The organism is Neorhizobium galegae, assembly GCF_017877135.1.
GTDB classification, from domain to species: Bacteria; Pseudomonadota; Alphaproteobacteria; order Rhizobiales; family Rhizobiaceae; genus Neorhizobium; species Neorhizobium galegae_A.
The window spans coordinates 1063771-1086607 of the sequence record NZ_JAGIPH010000001.1 but is presented as its reverse complement, the minus strand read 5'-3'; the positions used below and the strand labels follow the sequence as shown (position 1 = coordinate 1086607).

Sequence of the window (22837 nt, the reverse complement as noted above, 5' to 3'; positions counted from 1 at the left end):
TTTTTACCAAAATTTAGTCTGCTTCAATGAATGAAGCCGAACGGCCATGCACCATGGTGGCCGGACAGGCGGTAGCCGGGGGATTTCATGAGTACATCAATGCTCCTTCTGACGACGGCGGTGATAGCCATTCTGGGCTATCTGGCCGGGACGCGGCGGGCCCTTGCCCTGTCGGGCGGCCGGTCGTCCACCATGCATTCGCGCCCGGGCTATTACGGCTCCTTCGTCGCCGTCTGGACCGCGCTTCCTGCCCTTCTGGTGCTTGCCGCCTGGCTGATCATTTCTCCGGCGGTCATCAACAATGTCGTGCGCAGTGATTTCCCCGCAGAGGCGCTTGCCCAGTCGTCGGCAACCCAGAGCCTCAATTTCGGCATGATCGAAGGCATCGCCCGCGGCCTCAATGCGCTCTCGCCCGACGAGACGGCGCAGGCCGAGCGCAATCCCGGCGACCTTCGCGCCCTGATGGGCGGCCGCGGTGTCGCCATTGCCGGCGATCCGGAACCCTATATGGTCAAGGCCGCCATCGACCTTAACCGCATGCGTATGCTCAATTCCTGGGGCTCGACGGTCGGCGTCCTCATCGTCGCGGTGCTCGGCGCCCTCATTTCCTACCGGCTGATCGCGCCGCGGTTTCGCGCCCGCAACCGGGTCGAACATGTCATTCTCGGCAGCCTGATCCTTGCCTCCTCGATCGCCATCCTGACCACCGTCGGCATCGTTGCCTCGATGCTGACGGAAGCAACCCAGTTCTTCCACGCGATCCCCGCCTGGGAATTCTTCTTCGGCACGGTCTGGGATCCGCGCTTTGCGGCGGCCGGTTCCGGCGGCTCGGAAGGCCAGTTCGGCCTCGTTCCGCTTCTGCTCGGCACGCTCTATATCGGCTTCGTCGCCATGCTGTTTGCCGTGCCGGTCGGCCTCTTCTCGGCCATCTACATGGCCGAATATGCCTCGCCGCGCCTGCGCTCGGTGGTCAAGCCGCTTCTCGAAGTGCTGGCCGGTATCCCGACCATCGTCTACGGCTTCTTTGCACTGACCACGGTCGGGCCGTTCCTGCGCGATATCTCGGCGCAGATCGCGGGCCTCACCACCGGCAACTATACGAGCTTCATCCAGGCACAGAGCGTTCTGACGGCCGGCTTCGTCATGGGCATCATGCTGATTCCTTACGTCTCCTCGCTGTCGGACGACATCATCACGGCGGTGCCCCGCGCCATGCGGGACGGCTCGCTCGGCCTTGGCGCGACGCGGTCGGAAACGGTCAAGCGCGTCATCCTGCCGGCAGCACTTCCCGGCATCGTCGGCGCCATCCTGATGACCGCCTCGCGTGCCATCGGCGAAACCATGATCGTGGTGCTGGCCGCCGGCGTTGCCGCCCGCATGCAGATCAACCCGTTCGAGCCGATGACCACAGTGACGGTAAAAATCGTCAACCAGCTGACGGGTGACCTCGAGTTCACCTCGCCGCAGACGCTTGTCGCCTTTGCGCTCGGCATCACGCTCTTTGCCATCACGCTTTGCCTGAACATCTACGCGCTCTACATCGTGCGCAAATACCGGGAGCAGTACGAATGAGCCAGGTCATCACGCCTTCGGCCGCACCGGCCGCCGCTCTTGGCCGCCCGCGCCGCGATATCGGGATCAAGCGCCGCTATGCTGCCGAACGTCGTTTCCGCGCCTATGGCATTGCCGCGATCCTGTTCGGCCTCGTCTTCCTGTTCATCCTTCTTTGGTCGGTCGTCTCCAAGGGCTATACGGCCTTTCAGCAGACGATGATCACGGTGCCGATCGAGTTTTCCGAGCAGCTGATCGATCCTAAGAATGAGCGGGCAAGCAATCCGCAGAAGCTTTTGACCGCCAATTATCCGGTCCTCGCCCGCAATGCGGTGGCCAAGGTTCTGGGCGTTGCCGAAACCGACCGCACGGCCATGCGCGATGTGGGCCTTATGCTGTCTGACAGCGTGCGCTCGCAGCTGCGTGACCTCGTCGTTGCCGATCCGTCGATCATCGGCAAGACACAGCCCGTTCGGCTACTTGCCTCGGGGGATCTGGATTCGGCCTTCAAGGGCCAGATCAACCTGTCGGTGTCGGAAAACAATCGCAAGATTTCCGATCGCCAGGTCGGCTGGATGAACCAGCTCTCCGAGAAGGGCGTGCTCGCCAAGCACTTCAACACTGGCATTTTCTTCAACGGCGCTTCCAGCCGTCCGGAAGCCGCCGGCGTCGGCGTGGCGCTCATCGGCTCCTTCTACATGATGCTGATCGTGCTGGTGCTGGCGCTGCCCATTGGTGTCGCGGCCTCGATCTATCTGGAAGAGTTTGCCCCGAAGAACCGCTTTACTGATCTCATCGAGGTCAACATCAACAATCTGGCCGCCGTGCCCTCGATCGTCTACGGCCTGCTCGGGCTTGCCGTCTTCATCAACTTCATGGGCCTGCCGCGCTCGGCCTCGCTGATCGGCGGCCTGGTGCTGACGCTGATGACCCTGCCGACGATCATCATTGCCACGCGTGCGGCGCTGAAGGCTGTGCCGCCGTCGATTCGCGCCGCAGCGCTCGGGCTCGGCGCCTCCAAGATGCAGACGATCTTCCACCACGTCCTGCCGCTTGCCATGCCCGGCATCCTCACCGGCACCATTATCGGTCTTGCCCATGCGCTGGGCGAAACCGCACCGCTTCTTCTCATTGGCATGGTCGCCTTCGTCGCCAATTACCCGACGACGCCGCTCGACCCGTCGACGGCCTTGCCGGTGCAGATCTACATGTGGGCAAACGAGGCGGAACGCGCCTTTGTCGAGCGCACCTCCGGAGCAATCATCATCCTGCTCCTGTTCCTCATTGTCATGAATGTCGGCGCGATCCTCTTGCGTCGTCGCTTCGAACGGCGTTGGTAGAAGGATACGGCCAATGAACATGATGTCGGAAGCAGCAGTTGAAAAGGCTCTGGATCAGAAAATGAATGACGTTTCCTACAAGATGGTGGGCAAGGATGTTTCCGTCTATTACGGCGAGAAACGGGCCCTCTTCGACGTGAATCTCAATGTCCGCGAAAATACGGTGACGGCGCTGATCGGCCCTTCGGGCTGCGGCAAGTCGACCTTCCTGCGCTGCCTCAACCGCATGAACGATACGATCGAAAGCTGCCGCGTCACCGGCCGCATCACGCTCGATACGGACGATATCTACGATCCGTCGATCGACGTGGTGGAACTGCGCGCCCGCGTCGGCATGGTGTTCCAGAAGCCGAACCCGTTCCCGAAGTCGATCTATGAAAACATCGCCTACGGTCCGCGCATCCACGGTCTTGCCCGCAACAAGGCGGACATGGACCAGATCGTCGAGGCAAGCCTGCAGCGCGCCGGTCTCTGGAACGAAGCAAAGGACCGCCTGCAGGAATCCGGCACCGGCCTCTCGGGCGGCCAGCAGCAGCGCCTGTGCATTGCCCGCGCCATTGCCGTGTCGCCGGAAGTCATCCTGATGGACGAGCCCTGCTCGGCTCTCGATCCGATTGCGACGGCCAAGGTGGAAGAACTGATCCACGAACTGCGCAGCAATTACACCATCGTCATCGTCACCCACTCGATGCAGCAGGCGGCCCGCGTTTCGCAGCGCACCGCCATGTTCCACCTCGGCCAGCTGGTCGAGGAGAACGATACGGACAAGATGTTCACCAACCCGGATGATCAGCGCACGCAGGACTACATCATGGGCCGCTTTGGCTGATTGCCGTTAGACCCGCCTGTTGCGCTGACACCCCTATCCGAGGACGCCAAAATGCCTTCGCACATCCTTTCGGCCTATGACGAAGACCTGAAATACCTGAACCGCCGGATTTCCGAAATGGGCGGCCTTGCCGAGCAGATGTGCGGCGATGCCGTGCGCGCGCTCGTCAATTCCGATGGCGCGCTTGCCCAGAAGGTCATCTCCGACGACGTGATCCTCGATCACGCCGAGCGCGAGATCCAGGAAAAGGCGATCGTGACGATTGCCAAGCGCCAGCCGATGGCGGCGGACCTGCGCGAAATCATCGGCACGCTGCGCATTGCAGCCGATCTCGAGCGCGTCGGCGATCTGGGCAAGAACACCGCCAAGCGCGTCATCGCGGTCCAGGGCACCGGCGTTCCGCGCAAGCTTGCCCGTGGCCTCGAGCATCTGTCCGAGCTGGCGCTCGTGCAGCTGAAGGAAGTGCTCGACGTGTTTTCCAGCCGCTCGGTGCAGAAGGCGGAAGCCATCCGCCAGCGCGACGAGGAAATCGACGCCATGTACACCTCGCTGTTCCGCGAGCTGTTGACCTACATGATGGAAGACCCGCGCAACATCACGTCGTGCACGCATCTCCTGTTCTGCGCCAAGAACATCGAGCGCATCGGCGACCATGCCACCAATATCGCCGAGACGATCTATTACATCGCAACCGGTGCCCAGCCGGAAGGCGAGCGCCCCAAGGACGATACGTCCAACACGCTTGGTGCCGTGGCCGAGTGAGGCCATACTGACGGAGTGCCTGAACCATGCTGCCCAAAATTGCGGTTGTGGAGGACGAGGAAGCTCTCAGCGTCCTCCTGCGCTATAACCTCGAGGCCGAAGGCTACGAGGTCGAGACCATCCTGCGCGGCGACGAGGCGGAAATCCGCCTGCAGGAGCGGTTGCCGGATCTCTTGATCCTCGACTGGATGCTGCCGGGCGTCTCCGGCATCGAGCTTTGCCGGCGCCTGCGCATGCGTCCGGATACCGAACGCCTGCCGATCATCATGCTGACGGCACGCGGCGAGGAAAGCGAGCGTGTGCGCGGTCTGGCGACCGGTGCCGACGATTATGTGGTAAAGCCCTTCTCGACGCCGGAACTGATGGCGCGCGTGAAAGCCATGCTGCGCCGCGCCCGGCCGGAGGTTCTGTCGAGTGTGCTGCGCTGCGGCGACATCGAGCTCGACCGCGAAACGCATCGCGTTCACCGCAAGAGCCGCGAAGTGCGGCTTGGGCCCACCGAGTTTCGCCTGCTGGAATTCCTGATGACATCGCCCGGCCGCGTCTATTCGCGCTCGCAGCTTCTCGATGGCGTCTGGGGTCACGATATCTACGTGGACGAGCGCACCGTCGACGTGCATGTCGGGCGCCTGCGCAAGGCGCTCAACTTTTCCAACATGCAGGACGTCATCCGCACCGTGCGCGGCGCCGGCTATTCGATGGAAGCCTGAGGCTTTCCCCGCACGGCGGATTTGCCAGACCTGACACTTTCAACGCTCGGTGGCCCTGCTGCCGGGCGTTTGTCTTGTGGCCCGTTACCGGGCGCTGCCGATCACGCATAAAAAAACGGGCGCGGGGCCCGTTTTTCCTTCGCATCGGCTGAGGATCCCTTAAGGATCAGGCGCGGGCGGCGGCCGAGATGTTGGCGGCCTTGCGGCGCTCGTTCACCGGCTGGTAGGCGAGGCGCGCGTGATACTTGCAATAGGGCGAGGTATCGGCAGATTCCGAACCGCAGAAGTGGAAATCGTCCTTCAGCGGGTCGCCCATCGGCCACTTGCAGGTGCGCTCGGTGAGATCCGTCAGCGAAAGCTTGCGCGACATCGGCACGACGACATTGCTCGGTGCCTTGAATTCTGCCGGTTCGGCCGCTTCGACCTCGACCTCTTCCGTCACCAGCGTGGCGCCGAGCGGACGGGTAACGGTGCGGGTGGGGGCGCCGGCCGGGGTGCGGGCGGCAAAGTTCGGTGCGCGCGGCGCAGAAGTGGTGCGCTTGGCGGGCGCGGTACGCGCCGTCGCCTGCGTGCCGCCGGCCTTTGCGCGGCCCGGCAGGTTGAGGCGATGCACCTTGCCGATCACAGCGTTGCGGCTGACGCCGCCCAGCTGTGTGGCGATCTGGCTTGCGCTCAGGCCTTCGGCCCAAAGCCGCTTTAGTCTCTCGACGCGCTCGTCCGTCCAGTTCATGCTGTCTCTCCGCCTTAGAGCATCTGTGCGAGACAGAATCGTTCACCCTCCGGCGGGAGGATTTCCTGCCGGACATACCATATCTATACGTTTGGTGACTAGTTCCGCCGCATGCAGTCTAGTAATTGATCTTTAACCTATCGGCCCGGGGACTCGCTGACAAGAGTCGGTGGAATCGCCGCGAATCGATTTCCGGGTTTTCCCCAACTTGCTTTTAAGGCGAGTCTTTTTTGTCACAGCGCGAAAGCCTGGCGCAAGCCAGCCTCACGCAGCGGAAATCCCCCGGAATTCAAGCGATTTGTTGACAGTTGATCCTGAAATGCAGATAGTGCGCCTGCCGCCGCTCAAGGCGGCATTTTTGATTTCTGGTTTGCGTTCGGGCAGCCCGCGGGCGCCTGGACGGATGATTGCCCAAGGAGTGATGTCGCCATGGCTGAAGCCGCGCTTTTCGACACCTTTGCACGGGCCCCGCTGCGTTTTACGCGTGGCGAGGGGGTCTGGCTCGTGACGGAAACGGGCGAGCGATATCTCGATTTCGGTGCAGGCGTTGCCGTCACCTCCTGCGGCCATTCCAATCCGCATCTGGTTCAGGCCCTGAAGGATCAGGCCGAAAAGGTCTGGCACCTGTCCAACCTCTACGAGATCCCCGATCAGGAGCGGCTGGCCCGTCGTCTTGTCGAGGCGACCTTTGCCGACAAGGTGTTCTTCACCAATTCGGGCGCGGAAGCGCTGGAATGCGCCATCAAGACCGCCCGCCGCTACCATTTTTCCAAGGGTCACCCGGAAAAATTCCACATCATCACCTTCGAAGGCGCCTTCCATGGCCGTACGATCGCGACGATCGCTGCCGGCGGCCAGGAAAAATACATGGAAGGGTTCGGCCCGAAGGCGCAAGGCTTTGACCAGGTCCCCTTCGGCGATCTCGACGCGCTGAAGGCCGCCATCACGGAAAACACAGCGGCTCTGCTGATCGAGCCGATCCAGGGCGAAGGCGGTATCCGCGTGGTCGCCAAGGAATTCCTGCGCGAGCTGCGCCAGATCTGCGACGACCGCGGCATTCTCCTGATGTTTGACGAGGTGCAGTCCGGCGTTGGCCGTACCGGAAAATTCTTCGCCTATGAGGCAACCGGCATCGCGCCCGATATCATGGCCGTTGCCAAGGGCATCGGCGGCGGCTTTCCCTTCGGCGCCTGCCTTGCCACGGCCGAAGCCGCCTCCGGCATGAAGCCCGGCATCCACGGCACGACCTATGGCGGCAATCCGCTCGCCATGGCCGTCGGCAATGCCGTGCTTGACGTCGTGCTTGCTGATGGCTTTCTGGAAAATGTGCGTGACGTGGCGCTCGTCTTCCGTCAGGGCCTTGCTTCGCTAAAAGACCGTTTTCCCGACGTGATCGAGGAGATCCGCGGCGAAGGCCTGATGCTCGGCATCAAGGCGCGCGTGCCGGCCGGCGATCTGGCGCTTGCCATGCGCGAGGAACACCTGCTCGGCGTTCCCGCCGGGGACAACGTCATCCGCCTGCTGCCGCCTCTGGTGGTCACGGCCGACGAGGCCCGTGAAGGGATCGCGCGCATCGAACGGGCTGCCGAAAAGCTCAGCCGCGAACAGTTGAAGAAAACGGCCTGACGGGCTCTTTCGTAACGCAAAGGGCCGCCGGACGGCGCCCCGATGGATTGGACCATGGCATCACCTAAGCATTTTCTCGATCTCTCGGCGGTTTCGTCCGGGGAACTGCGCAGCATTCTCGATGACGCCCGCACCCGCAAGCAGGCCACCAAGGCCGGCACGGCAGACAAGCCGCTGGCCGGCAAGATGCTGGCGATGATCTTCGAAAAGCCGTCGACGCGCACCCGCGTGTCCTTCGATGTCGGCATGCGCCAGCTCGGCGGCGAGACGCTGTTTCTCTCCGGCACCGAAATGCAGCTCGGCCGCGCCGAAACCATCGGCGACACGGCCAAGGTCCTGTCGCGCTATGTCGATGCCATCATGATCCGCACCACGGATCACAAGCGCCTGCTGGAGCTTGCCGAACATGCGACAGTGCCCGTCATCAACGGCCTGACCGACGAAACGCATCCCTGCCAGATCATGGCCGACCTCCTCACCTTCGAGGAGCATCGCGGACCGGTGGCGGGAAAGACCTTTGCCTGGACGGGTGACGGCAACAACGTGCTGCATTCCTTCGTCGAGGGCGCTGCCCGTTTCGGCTACCGCATGAACATGGCCGTGCCGCTCGGGTCGGAGCCCTCCGACAAATATCTCAACTGGGCGCGCAACAATGGCGGCGACGTCAAGCTGTTCCATGATGCCGAGCGGGCCGTCGAAGGCGTCGACATGGTCGTCACCGATACCTGGGTCTCGATGAACCAGGAGCACAAGGCGCGCGGCCACAATGTCTTCCAGCCCTTCCAGGTCAACAGCCAGCTGATGCAGCGGGCAGGTTCCGATGCGCTGTTCATGCACTGCCTGCCGGCCCATCGCGGCGAGGAAGTCACCGACGAGGTGATCGATGGTCCGCAGTCGGTGGTCTTCGACGAGGCGGAAAACCGCCTGCATGCGCAGAAGTCGATCCTGGCCTGGTGCTTTGGCGCCGTCTAAGCGTGTTGGGCGCCCGGCTTGATTTAACCGCCGGGCCACCCCATCTGTCGGCTTTCCAATCGCGTCCGCAATCTGCCGGTTCGGGCGTTTCAAGACACATCGTCGGCCTCTTTGCCCGGTCAGCGGTTCCGCTCGGCCGCCTTTTGTGCGAAATGGGTGCTCCGGCGTGAAGGAGTAAGTCATGGCAGAAGCTGTAGTGGACCTGAGTGAACTTGATCTGGCGGGCGATGACCGCGTCATCCCGTTCCAGGTCGAGGGGCTGGATGTGCGCGGCCGTGCCGTGCAGCTCGGGCCGCTTTTGAATACCATTCTGGGGCGTCACGACTATCCGGCGCCGGTGGCGCGCCTGCTGGCCGAAGCCATCGTTCTGACGGCGCTCATCGGCACCTCCCTGAAGTTCGAGGGGCGGTTTACCGTTCAGACCAAGGGGAACGGTCCGGTCGACCTGCTGGTGGCGGATTTTTCGAGCCCCGAAAGCATGCGCGCCTATGCCCGTTTCGACGAGGAGGCGCTGGCGGATGCCGTCAAAGCCGGGCGCGTTTCGCCGCCCGAGCTTCTGGGCGAAGGGTTTCTCGCCTTCACCATCGACCAGGGCCATGGCATGACCCCCTATCAGGGCATCGTGCCGCTCGATGGCTCCTCGCTTGAGGAAATCGCCGGCGTTTATTTCCGCCAGTCGGAACAGATCCCGACCAAGGTGCGCCTTGGGGTGGCCGAACTGATCGACCGGGATGAAGCGGGAAAGCCGCGCCACAACTGGCGCGCCGGCGGCGTGCTGGCGCAGTTTCTGCCGCAGGCGCCGGAGCGCATGCGCCAGCAGGACCTGCATGGCGGTGACGGGGATGAGCGCGAGCTCGACCATGTCTCCGACGATGCCTGGACGGAGGCCAGCACGCTGGTGCAGACGGTGGATACCGACGAACTGACGGATCCGCTGGTCGGGATCGAGCGGCTGCTGTTTCGCCTCTTCCATGAGCGCGGCGTGCGCATTTTCGAACCGCAGGCGGTTCTTGACCGGTGCAGCTGCTCGCGCGACAAGATCAAGGGCGTGCTGGCCGGCTTTACCGCCGAGGAAATCACCGCCAGCATCGAAGAGGGCGAAATCGCGGTCACCTGCGAATTCTGCTCGACAACCTACCGCTACGATCCGTCGGAATTCGAGCCGGCCTGATCAACCCTTGCGCGGGACCTCAGTTCAGAACCCGCGCAAGACCCGGGCTATCCAGCGAGAAGGCGGGGATGTCGACGGTAAAAATCTCGCCTTCGTCGGTTTCCATCTGGTAATGGCCGAACATCAGGCCTGATGGCGTATCGAGCGGGCAGCCCGACGAATATTCATAGGTATCGCCCGGCTTCAGCCGCGGCTGCTCGCCGACGACGCCCGGCCCCTCCACTTCGTCCACGAGGCCGTTCTGGTCGGTAATGTGCCAGTAGCGGTGAATGAGGCGGACGGTGAGATCCGAGTGATTGGCGATGACGATGCGGTAGCCCCAGACATAGCGGCTGTCGTCCGGATCGGATTGCTCCTCCAGATAATAGGGTTCCACCTCGACTTCGATATCCTTCGTCCGGGCCCGGTACATGCGCGATACCTTTACTCTGTACACAGAGGGATATCGTACAGGATGGGCGCAAGGTCAAGAAATGCGCCCATCGGGACAGTCACGAACTGTCAATTAACCGCGTTCAACTGCGTGCTTTGCAGATGTCCCGGTGTTTTCAGGCGGAGACGGTCGCAAGCGCCCGCGTCAGATCGTCCACCAGGTCGTCGGTGTCTTCGATGCCGCAGGAGAGGCGCAGCGTGCCGCCGGAAATGCCAAGCTCGGCGCGGGCCTCGTCGGTGAGGTTCTTGTGCGTCGTCGTCGCCGGATGGGTGATCAGGCTCTTGGAATCGCCGAGATTGTTGGAAATCTTGATGACCTCCAGCGCGTCCTGCACGGCAAAGGCGGCTTCCTTGCCACCCTTCAGCTCGATGCAGATCAGCGTCGAGCCGCCGGTCATCTGCTTGGCAATGATGTCGGCCTGCGGATGGTCCTTGCGGCCGGGATAGATGACCTTGGCCACCTTCGGCTGGTCGGCGAGGAAATCGGCGATGCGGGCGGCACTTGCCGTCTGCTGACGCACGCGAAGCGGCAGCGTCTCCAGCCCCTTCAGCAGCGTCCAGGCATTGAACGGCGACATGGCCGGGCCCGTGTGGCGGAAATAGTCGTGCAGGTTCTCGTCGATCCACTGCTTGTCGGAGAGGATCACGCCGCCGAGGCAGCGGCCCTGACCGTCGATATGCTTCGTCGCGGAGTAGACGACGATATGCGCACCCAGTTCCAGCGGCTTCTGGAAGAGCGGGGTGGCAAACACATTGTCGACCACCACCTTGGCGCCGATCTGGTTGGCGAGCTTGGCAACGCCTGCGATGTCGACCACTTCCAGCGTCGGGTTGGTGGGGCTTTCGAGGAACATCACCTTGGTGTTGGGGCGGATCGCGGCTTCCCAGTTGGCAAGGTCGCGTCCATCGACCAGCGTACACTCGACGCCATATTTCGGCGCCAGCGTCTCGACGATGTAGCGGCAGGAGCCGAAGAGCGCGCGTGCAGCGACGATATGGTCGCCGGCCTTTACCTGGCACAGGATTGCCGCAGCAACCGCTGCCATGCCGGATGCCGTGGCGCGTGCATCTTCCGCACCTTCCAGCGCAATCATGCGCTTTTCGAACATGTCATTGGTGGGGCTGCCGTAGCGGGCGTAGATGAAACCGTCCGTCTCGCCCTTGAAGCGGGCTTCGGCGGCGGCGGAATTCTCGTAGACGAACCCTTGCGTCAGGTAGATCGCTTCGGACGTTTCGCCATACTGCGAGCGCAGCGTGCCTTCGTGAACCAATCGGGTTGCGGGGCGCCAGGTCTTGCTCATGCGTGTCACCTTCGTAACAAAAAAACCGGTCGCATATGCAGACCGGTTTCGCACCCGGTCTTTTTAGCCACTTATTTAACGTGGCTGCAAGCCGACCGGCCAAATCACCACGGGATAAGCCTGCCTTACGCCTCTCTGGAGCTTGCGTCAATTGCCCGCTTTTGCTTTTGTCCGACGATTGAAGGATAGGGTTTATGACACGTACATCAGGCATTCTGGCGGACAGCGCCATCGGCGCCCTTTTCGAGGCCGGCCGGCTGAAAAGCACGGCGCCGCTGGATGGCGACCAGATCCAGCCGGCAAGCCTCGACCTGCGCCTCGGCTCCAAGGCGCTGCGCGTGCGCGCAAGTTTCATGCCCGGCCCCAACCACACGGTGGCCGACAAGATCGAGCGGCTGACGCTGCACGAGATCGATCTTGAAAACGGCGCCGTGCTGGAAACCGGCTGCGTCTATATCGTGCCGCTGATGGAAAGCCTTGACCTTCCGGCCGATCTTTCGGCCTCCACCAATCCGAAAAGCTCGACCGGCCGTCTGGACATCTTTACCCGCGTGATGGTGGACCGTGCGCAGGAATTCGACAAGATCCCGGCCGGCTATACCGGACCCCTCTATCTCGAAATCTCCCCGCGCACCTTCCCCGTCATCGTGCGGCGCGGCTCGCGCCTGTCGCAGATCCGCTTCCGCACCGGCCACGCGCTTCTGACCGAACCGGAAGTTCTGGCACTGCATGAGGCGGAAACGCTGGTGGCGAGCGAAACCCCGAACGTATCCGGCGGCGGTATCGCGCTCTCCATCGATCTGAAGGGCACCGGTCCTGACGGCCTGATCGGCTACCGCGGCAAGCACCACACCTCGGTCATCGATGTCGACCAGAAGAGCGCCCATGACGTGCTCGATTTCTGGGAACCGCTCTACAGCCGCGGCCGCGACGAACTGATCCTTGACCCGGACGAGTTCTATATTCTCGTCTCGCGCGAGGCCGTCCACGTGCCGCCGCTCTATGCGGCCGAAATGACGCCCTATGATCCGCTGGTCGGCGAATTCCGCGTGCATTATGCCGGCTTCTTCGATCCGGGCTTCGGCCATGCCGCCGTTGGCGGGGCGGGCGCGCGGGCCGTTCTGGAAGTCCGAAGCCACGAAGTGCCCTTCATCCTGGAGCACGGCCAGATCGTCGGCCGCCTCGTCTACGAACACATGCTGGAGCGCCCGCAAGGCCTCTACGGCTCGGGCCTCGGCTCCAACTACCAGGCGCAGGGGCTGAAACTGTCCAAGCATTTCCGCAGCTGACGGCGGCTTGCTTTTTTCACGCTTTTGTCTTGAACGGCAAAGCCGCTTGATGCTAGAGCTTGGCCGCTCAAGCCTAAAGAGTGGGCGGGTGTAGCTCAATGGTAGAGCAGCAGCTTCCCAAGCTGAATACGAGGGTTCGATTCCCTTCACCCGCTCCAGCTTTCTCGCCTCCCTTTTTGTCTTTCCGCCTAGTGCGGATCGTGCCGTGAACCTCTTGTCAGCTGGCCTTTAAAAGCATTATCACCGCGGCCGGATTAAACACGGGACTTTGAGGCCCGCAGGCGGAGCGGTGATGAAGACAATCAAGATCTGGTACACCGACTTCTGGTCCAATTTCGATCCGCATAGCCTGTTTCTCATGGATGTCGTCTCGCCGGAGTTTCGCATCGTGCTCGATGAGAAAGATCCGGACATCCTGTTCTATTCCTGCTTCGGCACCGTCCATCGCACCTATGACTGCCTGCGGGTGTTTTTCACCGGCGAGAACGTGCGCCCGGATTTCAACATCTGCGATTACGCCATCGGCTTTGATCACCTGACGCTCGAAGACCGGCACCTGCGCTATCCGCTCTATTTCTGCGAGCCGGAGCGTGCCGAGGCAGCCCATCATCGTCCACCGGTGGATGTGACGCTGCTGGAGGGCCGCGGCTTCTGCACCTTCATCTATTCGAACGGCCGGGCCGATCCGGTGCGCGACGGTTTCTTCCATCGTCTGTCGGCCCGCCGCCCGGTCACGTCGCTTGGCCGCCACCTGCGCAACGATGATCGCTTCGACCGCGTCACGGGGCTCGATCCGGTCAGTGCCAAGGTTAAGGTGATGAGCGATTTCAATTTTGCCATCGCCTTTGAAAATTCCAGCACCCCCGGCTACACGACCGAAAAGCTGTTTCATGCCTTTGCGGCCCGCTGCATTCCCATCTACTGGGGCAACCCGAAGGTCGATCTCGATTTCAACCCGCGCGCCTTCATCAACCGGCATGATTTTGAGGACGACGACGCCTGCATCGACTCTGTGATGGCGCTGGCGGAGGATCCGGACCGTATGGTTGCCATGCTGAACGAGCCGGTGTTTGCGACGGGCAATGATCCGCAGCGTCGGCGTGGCGAGCTTGCCGCCTTCCTCAACTTCATTTTCGGGCAGGAGCCCGAAGCGGCGCGGCGCCGGACGCGCTACGGCTATGCGCCGATCTTCGTGCGCCGCAATGCGCCGTCCCAGCGCTCGTGGCTGAGCAGGCTGAATGCCAAGCGCAAGGCCTGGCGCCACCGCTGACGCCCGGTTGGGCGTATCGGTTTTGGCGTCATGTCTTCCGGCTTGGCCGGTGCGGGGTCTTCTTCCAGAAGAACGGGTTGGTGCGCAGCTCGTTCAGCGCCCGCCAGGCGGCATAGGATGTCATCATCCAGTGCAGCGGAACCGCAAGCCAGCGGTGGCCGACCTTCAGTTTCTCCAGGCCGATCATCGAGCCGACCCCGAGGCCGAGGAATGTCGCATAGCTGCCGAAGAGGTTGGTCGCATCGAGCAGCATGAGGCCGAGAACCGTGCCGGGGATCTGCGAAAGCGGCGTCGAGATGAGCGTCAGCCCGGCATTGGTCATGAACAGCAGGATGAGCGGGTGCAGGAGCGCCGACAACAGCATGCCGCCGATCATCAGGTGAAAGACGATGCTGGCCTTCATGCCCATCTCGCGTGCCGTCAGGATCGGGTTGCGAGTCAGCACCAGCCAGGTCTGCAGCCAGCCCTTGAACCAGCGGATGCGCTGGCCAGTCCACACCGGCAGCGAGACCGGCGCATCCTCGAGCGTCTGGCAGCGCAGCGTCTCGGATCGATACCCCAGCCGGTAGAGCCGCAAGCCGAGGTCGGCATCCTCCGTCACGTTGAACGGATCCCAGCCGCCGACCTTGCGCAGCACGGCGGTGCGGAAATGGTTGGAGGTGCCGCCAAGCGGCAGCGGCATGCGGTAGCGCGCCAGCATCGGCAGGAGGCCGCGAAACAGCGCGGCATATTCCACGGCAAACAGCGTGCTCACATAGCTCTCGTCGACATTGGCGATGATCAGCGGCGCCTGCAGGCAGGCAAGTTCGGGGCCGCTTGCCCGAAACCGCTCATAGGCTTCCATCAGCTGATGCGGATGCGGCCTGTCTTCCGCGTCGAAGATCGCCAGGAATTCACCGCGTGCGGCGGGAAGCGCATAGGCAAGCGCCTTCGGCTTGGTGCGCGGATGGTAGGGGGGAACGTGGACGATCTCGATATGGGCGGGCAGGTCGAGTGCGGCCAGGGCTGCCAGCGTCTCGGTATCATCCTCTTCGCAGACCAGCTTGATATCCAGCCGCGAGCGGGGCCATTCCAGCCGCTCCAGGCTGGACACCAGCTGGGAAACCATGCCGGCCTCGCGATAGATCGCCACCATCACCGTATAGACGGGAAGCGGGCCGGAAGGGGCCTCTGCGGATTTTGGCGATCGCTTGCGAAATTTCTGGTCAAACAGGGCGACGAAGCGCAACGAAAGCGAGGCGAGATAGGCACACGACACGACTGCATGCACCAGGGGAAGCAGGATGTCGGGGCGCATCATGCAGCCAAAGAGGGCTGCCGTGATGGTGGTGCCGAAAACCAGTCCCTGCCGGCCCGTCGCCACGATCCGCGCCGAATGGTCCGGCTGCAGGTCAAACAGTGCGGTGGCTGCCCTTCGCACCCGCCTTGCCGATCCGGCCTCCCAGACGGCGCGGCGCAGGGCGCTCGGCGTCGTCATCACCAGACTGCGGGTAAGGTCCGGCAGTCGTGCCAGCAGCTGCGCGAATTCCGACAGCTTTTCCGCGCGCGGCACCATGGCGATCTGCGGCATGCGGTTGGGATAGGTCAGCCGGACCTGGAGGGGACACACAAGCTGCGTGTCGATGCTGTCCATGTCGACAAGATGGGCCGGATCGATCGCATCGAGGAAGGGCAGGCCGAAGTAATCGGCAATCCTGCGGTAATAGCTCTCCTCCTGCACCTCACCGCCGTGCAGCAACTCCGTCTCGATCGTCGTGCCATGGCGCCTTGCGGTCTCGGCCATTCTGGCGATGGTCGATGTGGCAAAGCCGAGCGCCACCAGCACGTCTGCCTCGGTCCTTGCCCGAAAGATTGCCGGCCATTGCCCATGCGTCAGGACAACATTTCGCAAATCCGCCATCGTGGGCGGATATTCCCCCATCTTCGTCAAACTGATACACCGTCGAGTGAGATCTTCGCTGACTTTTCCCCATTCGGATCATAGACATACACGCCATGGTTTCACCTATCAAAAATCAGGGGTCTCTGCGAAAGAACGGTCTGTATGTCACATTATTGACGATACTGGCCCTCTGTTCGCCGGTCAGCGCAAAGGCGCAGAGCTCCGACATGCCGGTATTCTTCGATGGCAACGAGCGTCTGGCGAAACCGGATCTTTCAACCGTGCCGCGTCTTCGCGTGTTGATGACGGTGGATTTCCCGCCCTTCAGCTTCGTCGACCAGACGGGGCGGCTCTCCGGCTTCCATGTGGATCTGGTGCGCGACATCTGCGCGGAACTGGGCATCGAGGCGAAATGCCAGATCCAGGCCATGCCGTTTGGCGATCTGGAGGCCGCACTTCTTGCAGGAGACGGGGAGGCGGTGGCCGCCGGCATCACGGTCACACCGGCCTTGCGGGAAAAATTTGCCTTTTCGCGCCCCTATATGACGATCCCGGCGCGCTTTGCGAAACATCGGGCGGTGGTGCTGACCGGCGAGACCGGCGCAGCGCTCGATGGTCGCCCGGTGGGCGTGGTGGCGGGCACCGCCCACGAAAGAATGCTCAAGGCCTTCTTCCCCCGCATCCGCCCCGTCTCCTTCGACACGCAGGACGCCATGCTGGAGGCGGTGAAGACCCGCGCCGTCGATGCGGTGTTTTCCGATGCGCTGAGGCTTCCCTTCTGGGTGGCCAGTCCGGCGTCCGGCGATTGCTGTACCCTGTTTGGCGGGCCCTATCTGTCGGAGCGCTTTCTGGGCGAGGGCCTGATGCTGATGGCGCGCCCCAATGCGCCGCAGGTGGTCGCAGGCTTCGACTATGCGCTGGCCCAGCTTGCCCGCAAGGGCCGGCTGCAGGAGATCTACCTGCGCTATTTCCCCAACGGGTTCTACTGAGGGCCGCGCTTACTGGCTTGCCCAGATGATGCGGGCAATCCATTCCACCTCGGCCATGTCGAAGGTCCGGTTGGGATGATCGGGATTGAGCGACATGATCTCGATGCTGCGCGCGCTCTGGCGCAGCAGAACCTTGGCCATCACCTCGCCCTCGCGCGTCTTCAGCACGATGCGGTCGCCGCGGCGGATTTGTGCGCCCGGCTCGACAATCAGCCGGTCGCCGTCGCGGTAGAGCGGCAGCATGGAATCGCCCTGCACCTCCAGCGCGTAAACGCCTGCCTTGTGGGTGGGGTCCGTCGGAAAATCCACCACATCCCAGCCCTGGCCGGCGGGAAAGCCGCCATCATCGAAAAAGCCGCCGGCGCCGGCCTGGGCAAAGCCCAAAAGCGGGATTGCGCCGCGCTGGGGCGGAAAGGCGCCTTCCGGCAGGCCCGTCCGCTCCATCTCCGGGGGCAGGTAGCTCAGGAACTGGTCGAGCGAGGCGCCAGTGGCCTCCAGCACCTTGGCAATCGATTCCGTCGAGGGCCAGCGCAGCCGGCCATCGGGGCCTAAGCGTTTGGATTTGTTGAAGGAGGTCGGATCAAGGCCGGCGCGGCGGGCAAGGCCGGACGCGGTCATCCGGTGACGCTCGGCCAGCCTGTCGATCGCGTTCCAGATCGTTTCGTGCGACAACATCACCGTTCCTGCTCCGCGCCTTTTCCGCGCCTTATGCCGCGACGGCCGCAGGTCCGGACCTGAAGCGCAAGCGCCTGCCCGATCCTGACGCGCCACAAGACGACACCTGCCCTCGACGCAGCGACATCACGCGCCTGCCGCACGGATATCACCCCGGGGTGTCATCCGCAGGCCCCTGCCTGTCGCTTCAGCCTGCCATCTCTGCCTGTCACCTGGTAAAACAGGTGAAGCGGCGCGAAGCCGCTTGCCGCGCTATATCTAATGAATGCGGGTTCCCGAGTAAAGCGGAAAAGGAATAAAATCCTGTCCTCGTGCCTGAAAGGCGCGTTCAGGCCACCAGCGCCATGTTGACCTTGCCAAGCTTGATCACCGCCTGGGTGCGGCTGTCGACATCGAGCTTCAGGAGAATGGCGGAGACATGCGCCTTGATCGTTGCCTCCGAGACGCCGAGTTCATAGGCGATCTGCTTGTTGAGAAGGCCTTCGGCCAGCATCGACAGAACGCGGTTCTGCTGCGGGGTCAGTGTCTTCAGCCGTTCCATCAGTTCGGCCATGGCGGGATCCTGGTCCGGGCAGGCGGCCATATCCTTCGGCACCCAGATGCCCCCTTCGAGCACGGTGCGGATGGCGGCGCGGATATCGTCGAGCCCCGACGATTTCGAGATGAAGCCGGAGGCGCCCAGTTCCAGCGCCCGCCGCACGGTGGCGGTGTCGTCGCTCGCCGAGACGATGATGATCGGCAGGCTGCTGATCTCGCTGCGCAGCGACATCAGGCCGGAAAAGCCGCTGACGCCCGGCATGGAGAGGTCAAGCAGCATGAGGTCGGCATCCGGATGGGCAAGCGTTGCCTCGCGTGCGGCCTCGAACGTGCCCGCTTCGAGGATGGCCGGGCCATCGGCAATGTCGTTCAGCGCCTGGCGCAGCGCGCCGCGAAACAACGGGTGATCGTCTGCGATGATGATTTTAAGCTGTTGCATGTCCACGCTTCCTCCCAAAAGCATAGTCTGCTGCCATCCCATGATAGTCTTAGCCCGCAAGCCATGGGCAGACAAGTCTAAGTTTCAGCGGGTCAGGAATGCCAGTCGCCTCGGCATCTGCCCGACCACCCTCATGAACCGCCCGAATGGGCAGCCCGAAACCGTCAGCCACGGTTCGGCTGAACGGTATCGTTTTGGCGGAACTCCTCGATCAGCGCCATGAAACGGCGCATGACGCGCTCCATGATCGACAGCGACTGTTCGATCTCGGCCTCGCTTGGTCGTCGGTCGCCGGCGGCAAGGCGGTCGAGCCGTGCCTCCAGCGCCGTTACACGCCGTGCGAGCATGTCGAGTTCCTGATCATAGGCGGCCCGTTCATCGGCTGCCATGCGGCAGATCAATTCGCCGTCCTTTTCGCGGCAAAACGTGATCGCCCCCGTCTGCCGGTCAAGCCGGATGAAGCCCGTCTCGGTCTTTTCCAGACGGTAGCGTCCCGCATCCGTCGGAGGCGCCTCAGCCAAAACCGGCGTGGCGGCAAGGATCATGAGCATCGCCGAGGTATATAATCCTATCTGCATGTCGTGCTCCTGGTCTCGTGCCCGTTTCGGGCGGTGATTGCTTGGGCGGGGCCGTTCCCGCATGGACAATGGCAAGGCTTTGCGGCAAAGGCTCAGCAGTCTACCTGCGCAAAGGGGCAAAGCATGAGCGGTATCCTATATAAGATCGTGCCGGAGGATGTGTGGCAAAAAGCCAGGCTCGCCGGTGTTTTCGATGGCGCGCCCGTCGATCATGCCGATGGCTTCATTCATTTCTCCACCGCATCGCAGCTTCGTGAAACCGCCGCCCGCCATTTTGCCGGTGAGCCGGATCTGCTTCTGGTGGCGGTGGATGGCGGCCTGCTCGGCGACGACCTGGTCTACGAGGTCTCGCGCGGTGGCGCGCTCTTCCCGCATCTTTACGCCCGCCTGCCGCTCTCTGCCGTCCTTTGGGAGGCACCGCTGCCGCTTCTTGCCGATGGCACCCACCAGTTTCCGGAGTTGTCCGATGCCGCTGTTTGATCTTGCCCGCAACGCGCTGTTTGCGCTCGATCCCGAAACCGCCCACGGCCTGTCGATCGCCGTGTTGAAATCGGGTCTCGTGCCTGCCTGCCACCTTGCGCCGGATCCGCGGCTGCAGGTCAAGGTGGCGGGGCTCTCCTTTCCCAATCCGGTCGGGCTTGCCGCCGGCTATGACAAGAATGCCGAAGTGCCGGCGGCGATCCTGAGGCTCGGCTTCGGCTTTACCGAAGTCGGCACGCTGACGCCGAAACCGCAGGCCGGCAATCCACGCCCGCGCATCTTCCGCCTCGTCGAGGATGAGGGCATCATCAATCGCCTCGGCTTCAACAACGAGGGCCATGCGGCGGCCCATGCGCGGCTGTCTGCGCTAAAAACAGGCGGCATTGTCGGCGTCAATATCGGCGCCAACAAGGACAGTGCCGATCGCATTGCCGATTACGTCGCCGGCATCCACCGCTTTGCGGCTCTTGCCGCCTATTTCACCGTCAATATTTCCTCCCCCAATACGCCCGGACTGCGCGACCTGCAGGCACGCGAGAGCCTGGCGGCGCTGCTGACAGCCGTGCTTGCCGCGCGCGACGAAGAGACCGTCCGCATCGGCCGCAGCGTGCCGGTCTTCCTGAAGATCGCCCCGGATCTTACCGAAGAGGGCATGGACGATATTGCGGATGAAGTTCTCTCCCATGCGCTTGATGGCCTCATCGTCTCCAACACGACGCTTGCCCGCACGGGCCTGAAAACGGTTGCCCTGGCGGGCGAGGCGGGGGGGCTTTCCGGCACGCCGCTGTTTGCGCGCTCGACGGCCGTGCTTGCCCGCATGCGCAAGCGCATCGGCGAAGGCCTGCCGATCATTGCCGCCGGCGGTGTGTCTTCGGCCGAAACGGCGCTTGAGAAGATCCGGGCCGGCGCCGATCTGGTTCAGGTCTATAGTTGCATGGTCTATCGTGGACCCGGTCTTGCCGCTGAGATAATCCGGGGGCTGTCAGCGGAAATGCAACGCAGCGGCGTGCAATCCATTGGCGAGTATAAATCTTCCCGTCTGGAGACATGGGCGGCATACACGCTCTCAATTTGAAATTATTGGTAGCGCAATCAACAAAAGTCTTGATGAAGCAAAAAATCTACGACAATACAGGGGTATTCACGGATAGAGCGCGTCATGACTTTGACCGAAAAGCAACCTTTGGCCGTAATTTCAGGTCTTATCGTATTTATAATTGTTCTGCGCCTTCTGGTATGGATCGATATTGGATCCAAACTCAGAATTATTGAGTTTTTCCTCAACTAATTCTGATAATATTCGAAATATCTAAGAGTGTTTTGTGGTGAAAGACATCGCGCGCGATGACGCGCGATGGTTGCCTCTCGCAAGGGCGATCCGCTTCAGGCCGAGAGCACCATGGCCCAATAGGTGCGCATGCCGACAGGCGCGCGCGCAACGGCAACGCCGACAAAGCGGTAGGCGCCGAGCATGTTGGTGAGATGCTTGGGCGAATCGATCCAGGCCTGCACCGCATCCGTCACATTAGATTGGCCGCTCGCAATATTTTCCGCCGCCGGCAGGGGCACGCCGTTGCGCTTCATGCGGTCGCCGAAATCGTCGCCGAGCCCGATCAGGTGCTTCATTTCGCCGGCCCGTGCCATGCGCACCGCCTGCTCGGCGGCGGCTCGCCCCGTCGGGCCGCTGGCGGCGAGCGAAGAGAGGCCGTGCTTCTGGCGCAGCGCATTGACGAGCGGCAGTGCGGCGCGCGTATCATCCGTCGCGCCGTCGATGGGAACGGAGGTCTGCTTCGGCGTGCAGCCGGCAAGCGTTGCAAACGCCGCCCCTGAGACAAGCAAAAAACCGCGGCGGGCAACGAGCTGCGAAGAAAGGGTCATGAACGCCTGTAGCTTAAAATGCGAAGAATGATGAAGGCGGGGATGACGATGGTGGCTCCGAGGATCAGATAATCGCCGACGGCGCCGAGCGCGCTGAAGCCGCGATGCCACAGATCGATCACGAAATGCCGGATGCCGTAGTAGACATCCCAGGGGCGCACGTCGAAAATGGCCATGACGAAGCCGACGATGAGCGACACGACGATGAGTTTGACGATGGTACGGCCCGGACTGTCTCCCAGAACCCTGCTTACCTGATCGGCCATGCCCTTCGTTCCTCTGTGGTTGTGCGCTGATGACATAGGTCCGCTGCCCGGCCGCCGCAAGCAGCCCGGTCTCGTCCTGCGATAGAACTTGTATTTTTTTGTGGCTTCGGCCAGATGCGCAGATGTCCAAGAGGCGCAGAGCCCCGCATGCGTCGTCTTTTTGAACGCACAGGTCCATGACACCCATCCAATTCTCGTCCGGCGACGTGATCGCCGATCGCCGCGCCGATTATGCCCGCATGCTCATGGAAGCCGGTGATGCCGCAGCCGCCGCCGACCTGATGGCGCAGGCGCTGGAGCTTGCGCCCGGCTGGGCGGCCGGCTGGTTCCAGCTGGGGGAGTTCTTCGAAAAGGCCGGCCTGAAAGACGAGGCCGTTGAGGCCTATCGGCGCGCCGCAGAGCGCGATGAACCCGGCCTCTTCGGCGCGCCCCTGAAGCTTGCGCTGCTCGGGGCCGAACCCACGCCCGAAACTCCGCCCTCCGCCTATGTCGAGGGCCTGTTTGACGATTATGCCGACCGGTTTGAGGCCGCGCTCATCGAGAAGCTGAACTACAGCGTGCCGAAAAAGCTGTTTCGCCTCGTGCGCCCGCATGCGCCCTTTGCGCTCACCGTCGATCTCGGTTGCGGCACCGGCCTGTTCGGCGTCGAGGTTGCGGCGGCAAGCAGCCGTCTGGAAGGCTTTGATCTCTCCGCCAACATGCTGGCAAAGGCCGCCGAAAAGGGGCTCTACCAGCATCTTGGCCAGGCCGATTTGTCAGAACCCGCCGAAAGCTCCGGCCTCTTCTGCGCAGATCTTCCGAAGCACCGCGCCGATCTCGTCTCGGCCGCCGATGTGATGATGTATCTCGGCAGTCTTGAGGGGGCCTTTTCGCTCGCCCGCGACCTCCTGAAGCCGCAGGGGCTGTTTGCCTTTTCCGTCGAGGATGCAGCAACGGTGGAGGAGGGCGGCGATGCGAAGGCCGGCTTTTTCCTGCAGCCCTCGCTGCGCTATGCGCATGGCGAGGCCTATGTCGGGCAAGGTCTTGCCGATGCCGGCTTCACGATCATCGACACCTTGAAGACCGACATTCGCATGGATGCCGGAAAAGCAGTGTTCGGCATTCTGTTTCTTGCGAGGCTCAAGGGCTGA

23 protein-coding genes, 1 tRNA gene and 1 riboswitch are annotated in these 22837 nt (G+C 62.6%); of the genes, 15 read left to right on the top strand and 9 right to left on the bottom strand.

Annotated elements, in window-relative coordinates; genetic code table 11:
• Positions 1–87 precede the first annotated feature (87 nt).
• Genes pstC through phoB form a run of 5 tightly spaced genes read left to right on the top strand, consistent with a single transcriptional unit; the run spans position 88 to position 5192 of the window.
• The gene (gene pstC / locus J2858_RS05330; protein WP_210103665.1) at positions 88–1572 is read left to right on the top strand and encodes a phosphate ABC transporter permease subunit PstC; all 1485 of its coding nucleotides are present in this window, start codon (positions 88–90) and stop codon (positions 1570–1572) included.
• On the top strand, positions 1569–2891 hold the full coding sequence (gene pstA, locus J2858_RS05325; protein ID WP_210103664.1) for a phosphate ABC transporter permease PstA: 1323 nt from the start codon (positions 1569–1571) through the stop codon (positions 2889–2891). The genes pstC and pstA overlap by 4 nt, the downstream gene beginning before the upstream one ends.
• A gap of 13 nt (positions 2892–2904) precedes the next feature.
• The gene (gene pstB / locus J2858_RS05320; protein WP_210103663.1) at positions 2905–3720 is read left to right on the top strand and encodes a phosphate ABC transporter ATP-binding protein PstB; all 816 of its coding nucleotides are present in this window, start codon (positions 2905–2907) and stop codon (positions 3718–3720) included.
• Positions 3721–3771: 51 nt separating this feature from the next.
• Positions 3772–4482, top strand: a complete 711-nt coding sequence (gene phoU, locus J2858_RS05315) for a phosphate signaling complex protein PhoU (protein ID WP_210103662.1) — start codon at positions 3772–3774, stop codon at positions 4480–4482.
• Positions 4483–4508: 26 nt separating this feature from the next.
• Entirely contained in the window at positions 4509–5192 is a 684-nt protein-coding gene (gene phoB / locus J2858_RS05310; protein ID WP_210103661.1) for a phosphate regulon transcriptional regulator PhoB, read from the top strand.
• A 166-nt stretch (positions 5193–5358) separates the two neighbouring features.
• Here phoB and J2858_RS05305 read toward each other — a convergent pair whose 3' ends face one another.
• Positions 5359–5922, bottom strand: a complete 564-nt coding sequence (locus tag J2858_RS05305; RefSeq protein ID WP_210103660.1) for a GcrA family cell cycle regulator — start codon at positions 5920–5922, stop codon at positions 5359–5361.
• 429 nt (positions 5923–6351) lie between these two features.
• Between J2858_RS05305 and J2858_RS05300 the strand changes: the two genes are divergently transcribed.
• The 3 genes from J2858_RS05300 (at position 6352) to J2858_RS05290 (ending at position 9691) form a co-directional block, all read left to right on the top strand.
• Positions 6352–7548 carry an aspartate aminotransferase family protein gene (locus J2858_RS05300; RefSeq protein WP_210103659.1) on the top strand — a complete coding sequence of 399 codons (1197 nt, stop codon included), beginning with the start codon at positions 6352–6354 and terminating at the stop codon, positions 7546–7548.
• A gap of 54 nt (positions 7549–7602) precedes the next feature.
• The gene (gene argF / locus J2858_RS05295; protein ID WP_210103658.1) at positions 7603–8520 is read left to right on the top strand and encodes an ornithine carbamoyltransferase; all 918 of its coding nucleotides are present in this window, start codon (positions 7603–7605) and stop codon (positions 8518–8520) included.
• A 181-nt stretch (positions 8521–8701) separates the two neighbouring features.
• Positions 8702–9691 carry an Hsp33 family molecular chaperone gene (locus tag J2858_RS05290; protein ID WP_210103657.1) on the top strand — a complete coding sequence of 330 codons (990 nt, stop codon included), beginning with the start codon at positions 8702–8704 and terminating at the stop codon, positions 9689–9691.
• A gap of 19 nt (positions 9692–9710) precedes the next feature.
• Here the strand turns inward: J2858_RS05290 and apaG are convergent, their stop codons facing one another.
• Positions 9711–10103, bottom strand: a complete 393-nt coding sequence (gene apaG / locus J2858_RS05285; RefSeq protein WP_210103656.1) for a Co2+/Mg2+ efflux protein ApaG — start codon at positions 10101–10103, stop codon at positions 9711–9713.
• A gap of 136 nt (positions 10104–10239) precedes the next feature.
• Positions 10240–11424, bottom strand: coding sequence for an O-succinylhomoserine sulfhydrylase (locus J2858_RS05280; protein WP_210103655.1), 1185 nt, complete (start codon positions 11422–11424; stop codon positions 10240–10242).
• Between the two features lie 42 nt (positions 11425–11466).
• Positions 11467–11545: riboswitch (SAM riboswitch) on the bottom strand.
• 73 nt (positions 11546–11618) lie between these two features.
• On the opposite strand from J2858_RS05280, the gene J2858_RS05275 reads away from it, so the two are divergent.
• From J2858_RS05275 to J2858_RS05265, 3 genes are all read left to right on the top strand, one after another.
• Positions 11619–12713, top strand: a complete 1095-nt coding sequence (locus J2858_RS05275; RefSeq protein WP_210103654.1) for a 2'-deoxycytidine 5'-triphosphate deaminase — start codon at positions 11619–11621, stop codon at positions 12711–12713.
• 84 nt (positions 12714–12797) lie between these two features.
• Positions 12798–12871, top strand: a tRNA-Gly gene (locus tag J2858_RS05270).
• Positions 12872–13005: 134 nt separating this feature from the next.
• The gene (locus tag J2858_RS05265; protein ID WP_210103653.1) at positions 13006–13983 is read left to right on the top strand and encodes a glycosyltransferase family 10 domain-containing protein; all 978 of its coding nucleotides are present in this window, start codon (positions 13006–13008) and stop codon (positions 13981–13983) included.
• 28 nt (positions 13984–14011) lie between these two features.
• Here the strand turns inward: J2858_RS05265 and J2858_RS05260 are convergent, their stop codons facing one another.
• On the bottom strand, positions 14012–15883 hold the full coding sequence (locus tag J2858_RS05260; protein WP_210103652.1) for a glycosyltransferase family 2 protein: 1872 nt from the start codon (positions 15881–15883) through the stop codon (positions 14012–14014).
• A 95-nt stretch (positions 15884–15978) separates the two neighbouring features.
• On the opposite strand from J2858_RS05260, the gene J2858_RS05255 reads away from it, so the two are divergent.
• Positions 15979–16854, top strand: coding sequence for a transporter substrate-binding domain-containing protein (locus tag J2858_RS05255; RefSeq protein ID WP_210103651.1), 876 nt, complete (start codon positions 15979–15981; stop codon positions 16852–16854).
• 9 nt (positions 16855–16863) lie between these two features.
• Here the strand turns inward: J2858_RS05255 and J2858_RS05250 are convergent, their stop codons facing one another.
• The 3 genes from J2858_RS05250 to J2858_RS05240 form a co-directional block, all read right to left on the bottom strand.
• A complete protein-coding gene (locus J2858_RS05250; RefSeq protein WP_210103650.1) occupies positions 16864–17529 on the bottom strand; it encodes a S24 family peptidase in 666 nt (221 codons plus the stop codon).
• Between the two features lie 328 nt (positions 17530–17857).
• Positions 17858–18505: a response regulator transcription factor gene (locus J2858_RS05245; RefSeq protein ID WP_210103649.1), complete on the bottom strand. Its 648-nt coding sequence runs from the start codon at positions 18503–18505 to the stop codon at positions 17858–17860.
• Between the two features lie 164 nt (positions 18506–18669).
• Positions 18670–19083, bottom strand: coding sequence for a hypothetical protein (locus tag J2858_RS05240; RefSeq protein WP_210103648.1), 414 nt, complete (start codon positions 19081–19083; stop codon positions 18670–18672).
• A 123-nt stretch (positions 19084–19206) separates the two neighbouring features.
• Between J2858_RS05240 and J2858_RS05235 the strand changes: the two genes are divergently transcribed.
• Together J2858_RS05235 and J2858_RS05230 are read left to right on the top strand one after the other, a co-directional pair.
• Positions 19207–19563: a DUF952 domain-containing protein gene (locus tag J2858_RS05235; RefSeq protein ID WP_210103647.1), complete on the top strand. Its 357-nt coding sequence runs from the start codon at positions 19207–19209 to the stop codon at positions 19561–19563.
• Entirely contained in the window at positions 19550–20638 is a 1089-nt protein-coding gene (locus tag J2858_RS05230) for a quinone-dependent dihydroorotate dehydrogenase (RefSeq protein WP_210103646.1), read from the top strand. The genes J2858_RS05235 and J2858_RS05230 overlap by 14 nt, the downstream gene beginning before the upstream one ends.
• A gap of 308 nt (positions 20639–20946) precedes the next feature.
• Here J2858_RS05230 and J2858_RS05225 read toward each other — a convergent pair whose 3' ends face one another.
• The gene (locus tag J2858_RS05225; protein WP_210103645.1) at positions 20947–21441 is read right to left on the bottom strand and encodes a CAP domain-containing protein; all 495 of its coding nucleotides are present in this window, start codon (positions 21439–21441) and stop codon (positions 20947–20949) included.
• On the bottom strand, positions 21438–21707 hold the full coding sequence (locus J2858_RS05220) for a DUF6460 domain-containing protein (RefSeq protein ID WP_210103644.1): 270 nt from the start codon (positions 21705–21707) through the stop codon (positions 21438–21440). Before J2858_RS05220 ends, J2858_RS05225 begins: the two co-directional genes overlap by 4 nt.
• Positions 21708–21883: 176 nt before the next feature.
• Between J2858_RS05220 and J2858_RS05215 the strand changes: the two genes are divergently transcribed.
• Entirely contained in the window at positions 21884–22837 is a 954-nt protein-coding gene (locus J2858_RS05215) for a class I SAM-dependent DNA methyltransferase (protein ID WP_210103643.1), read from the top strand.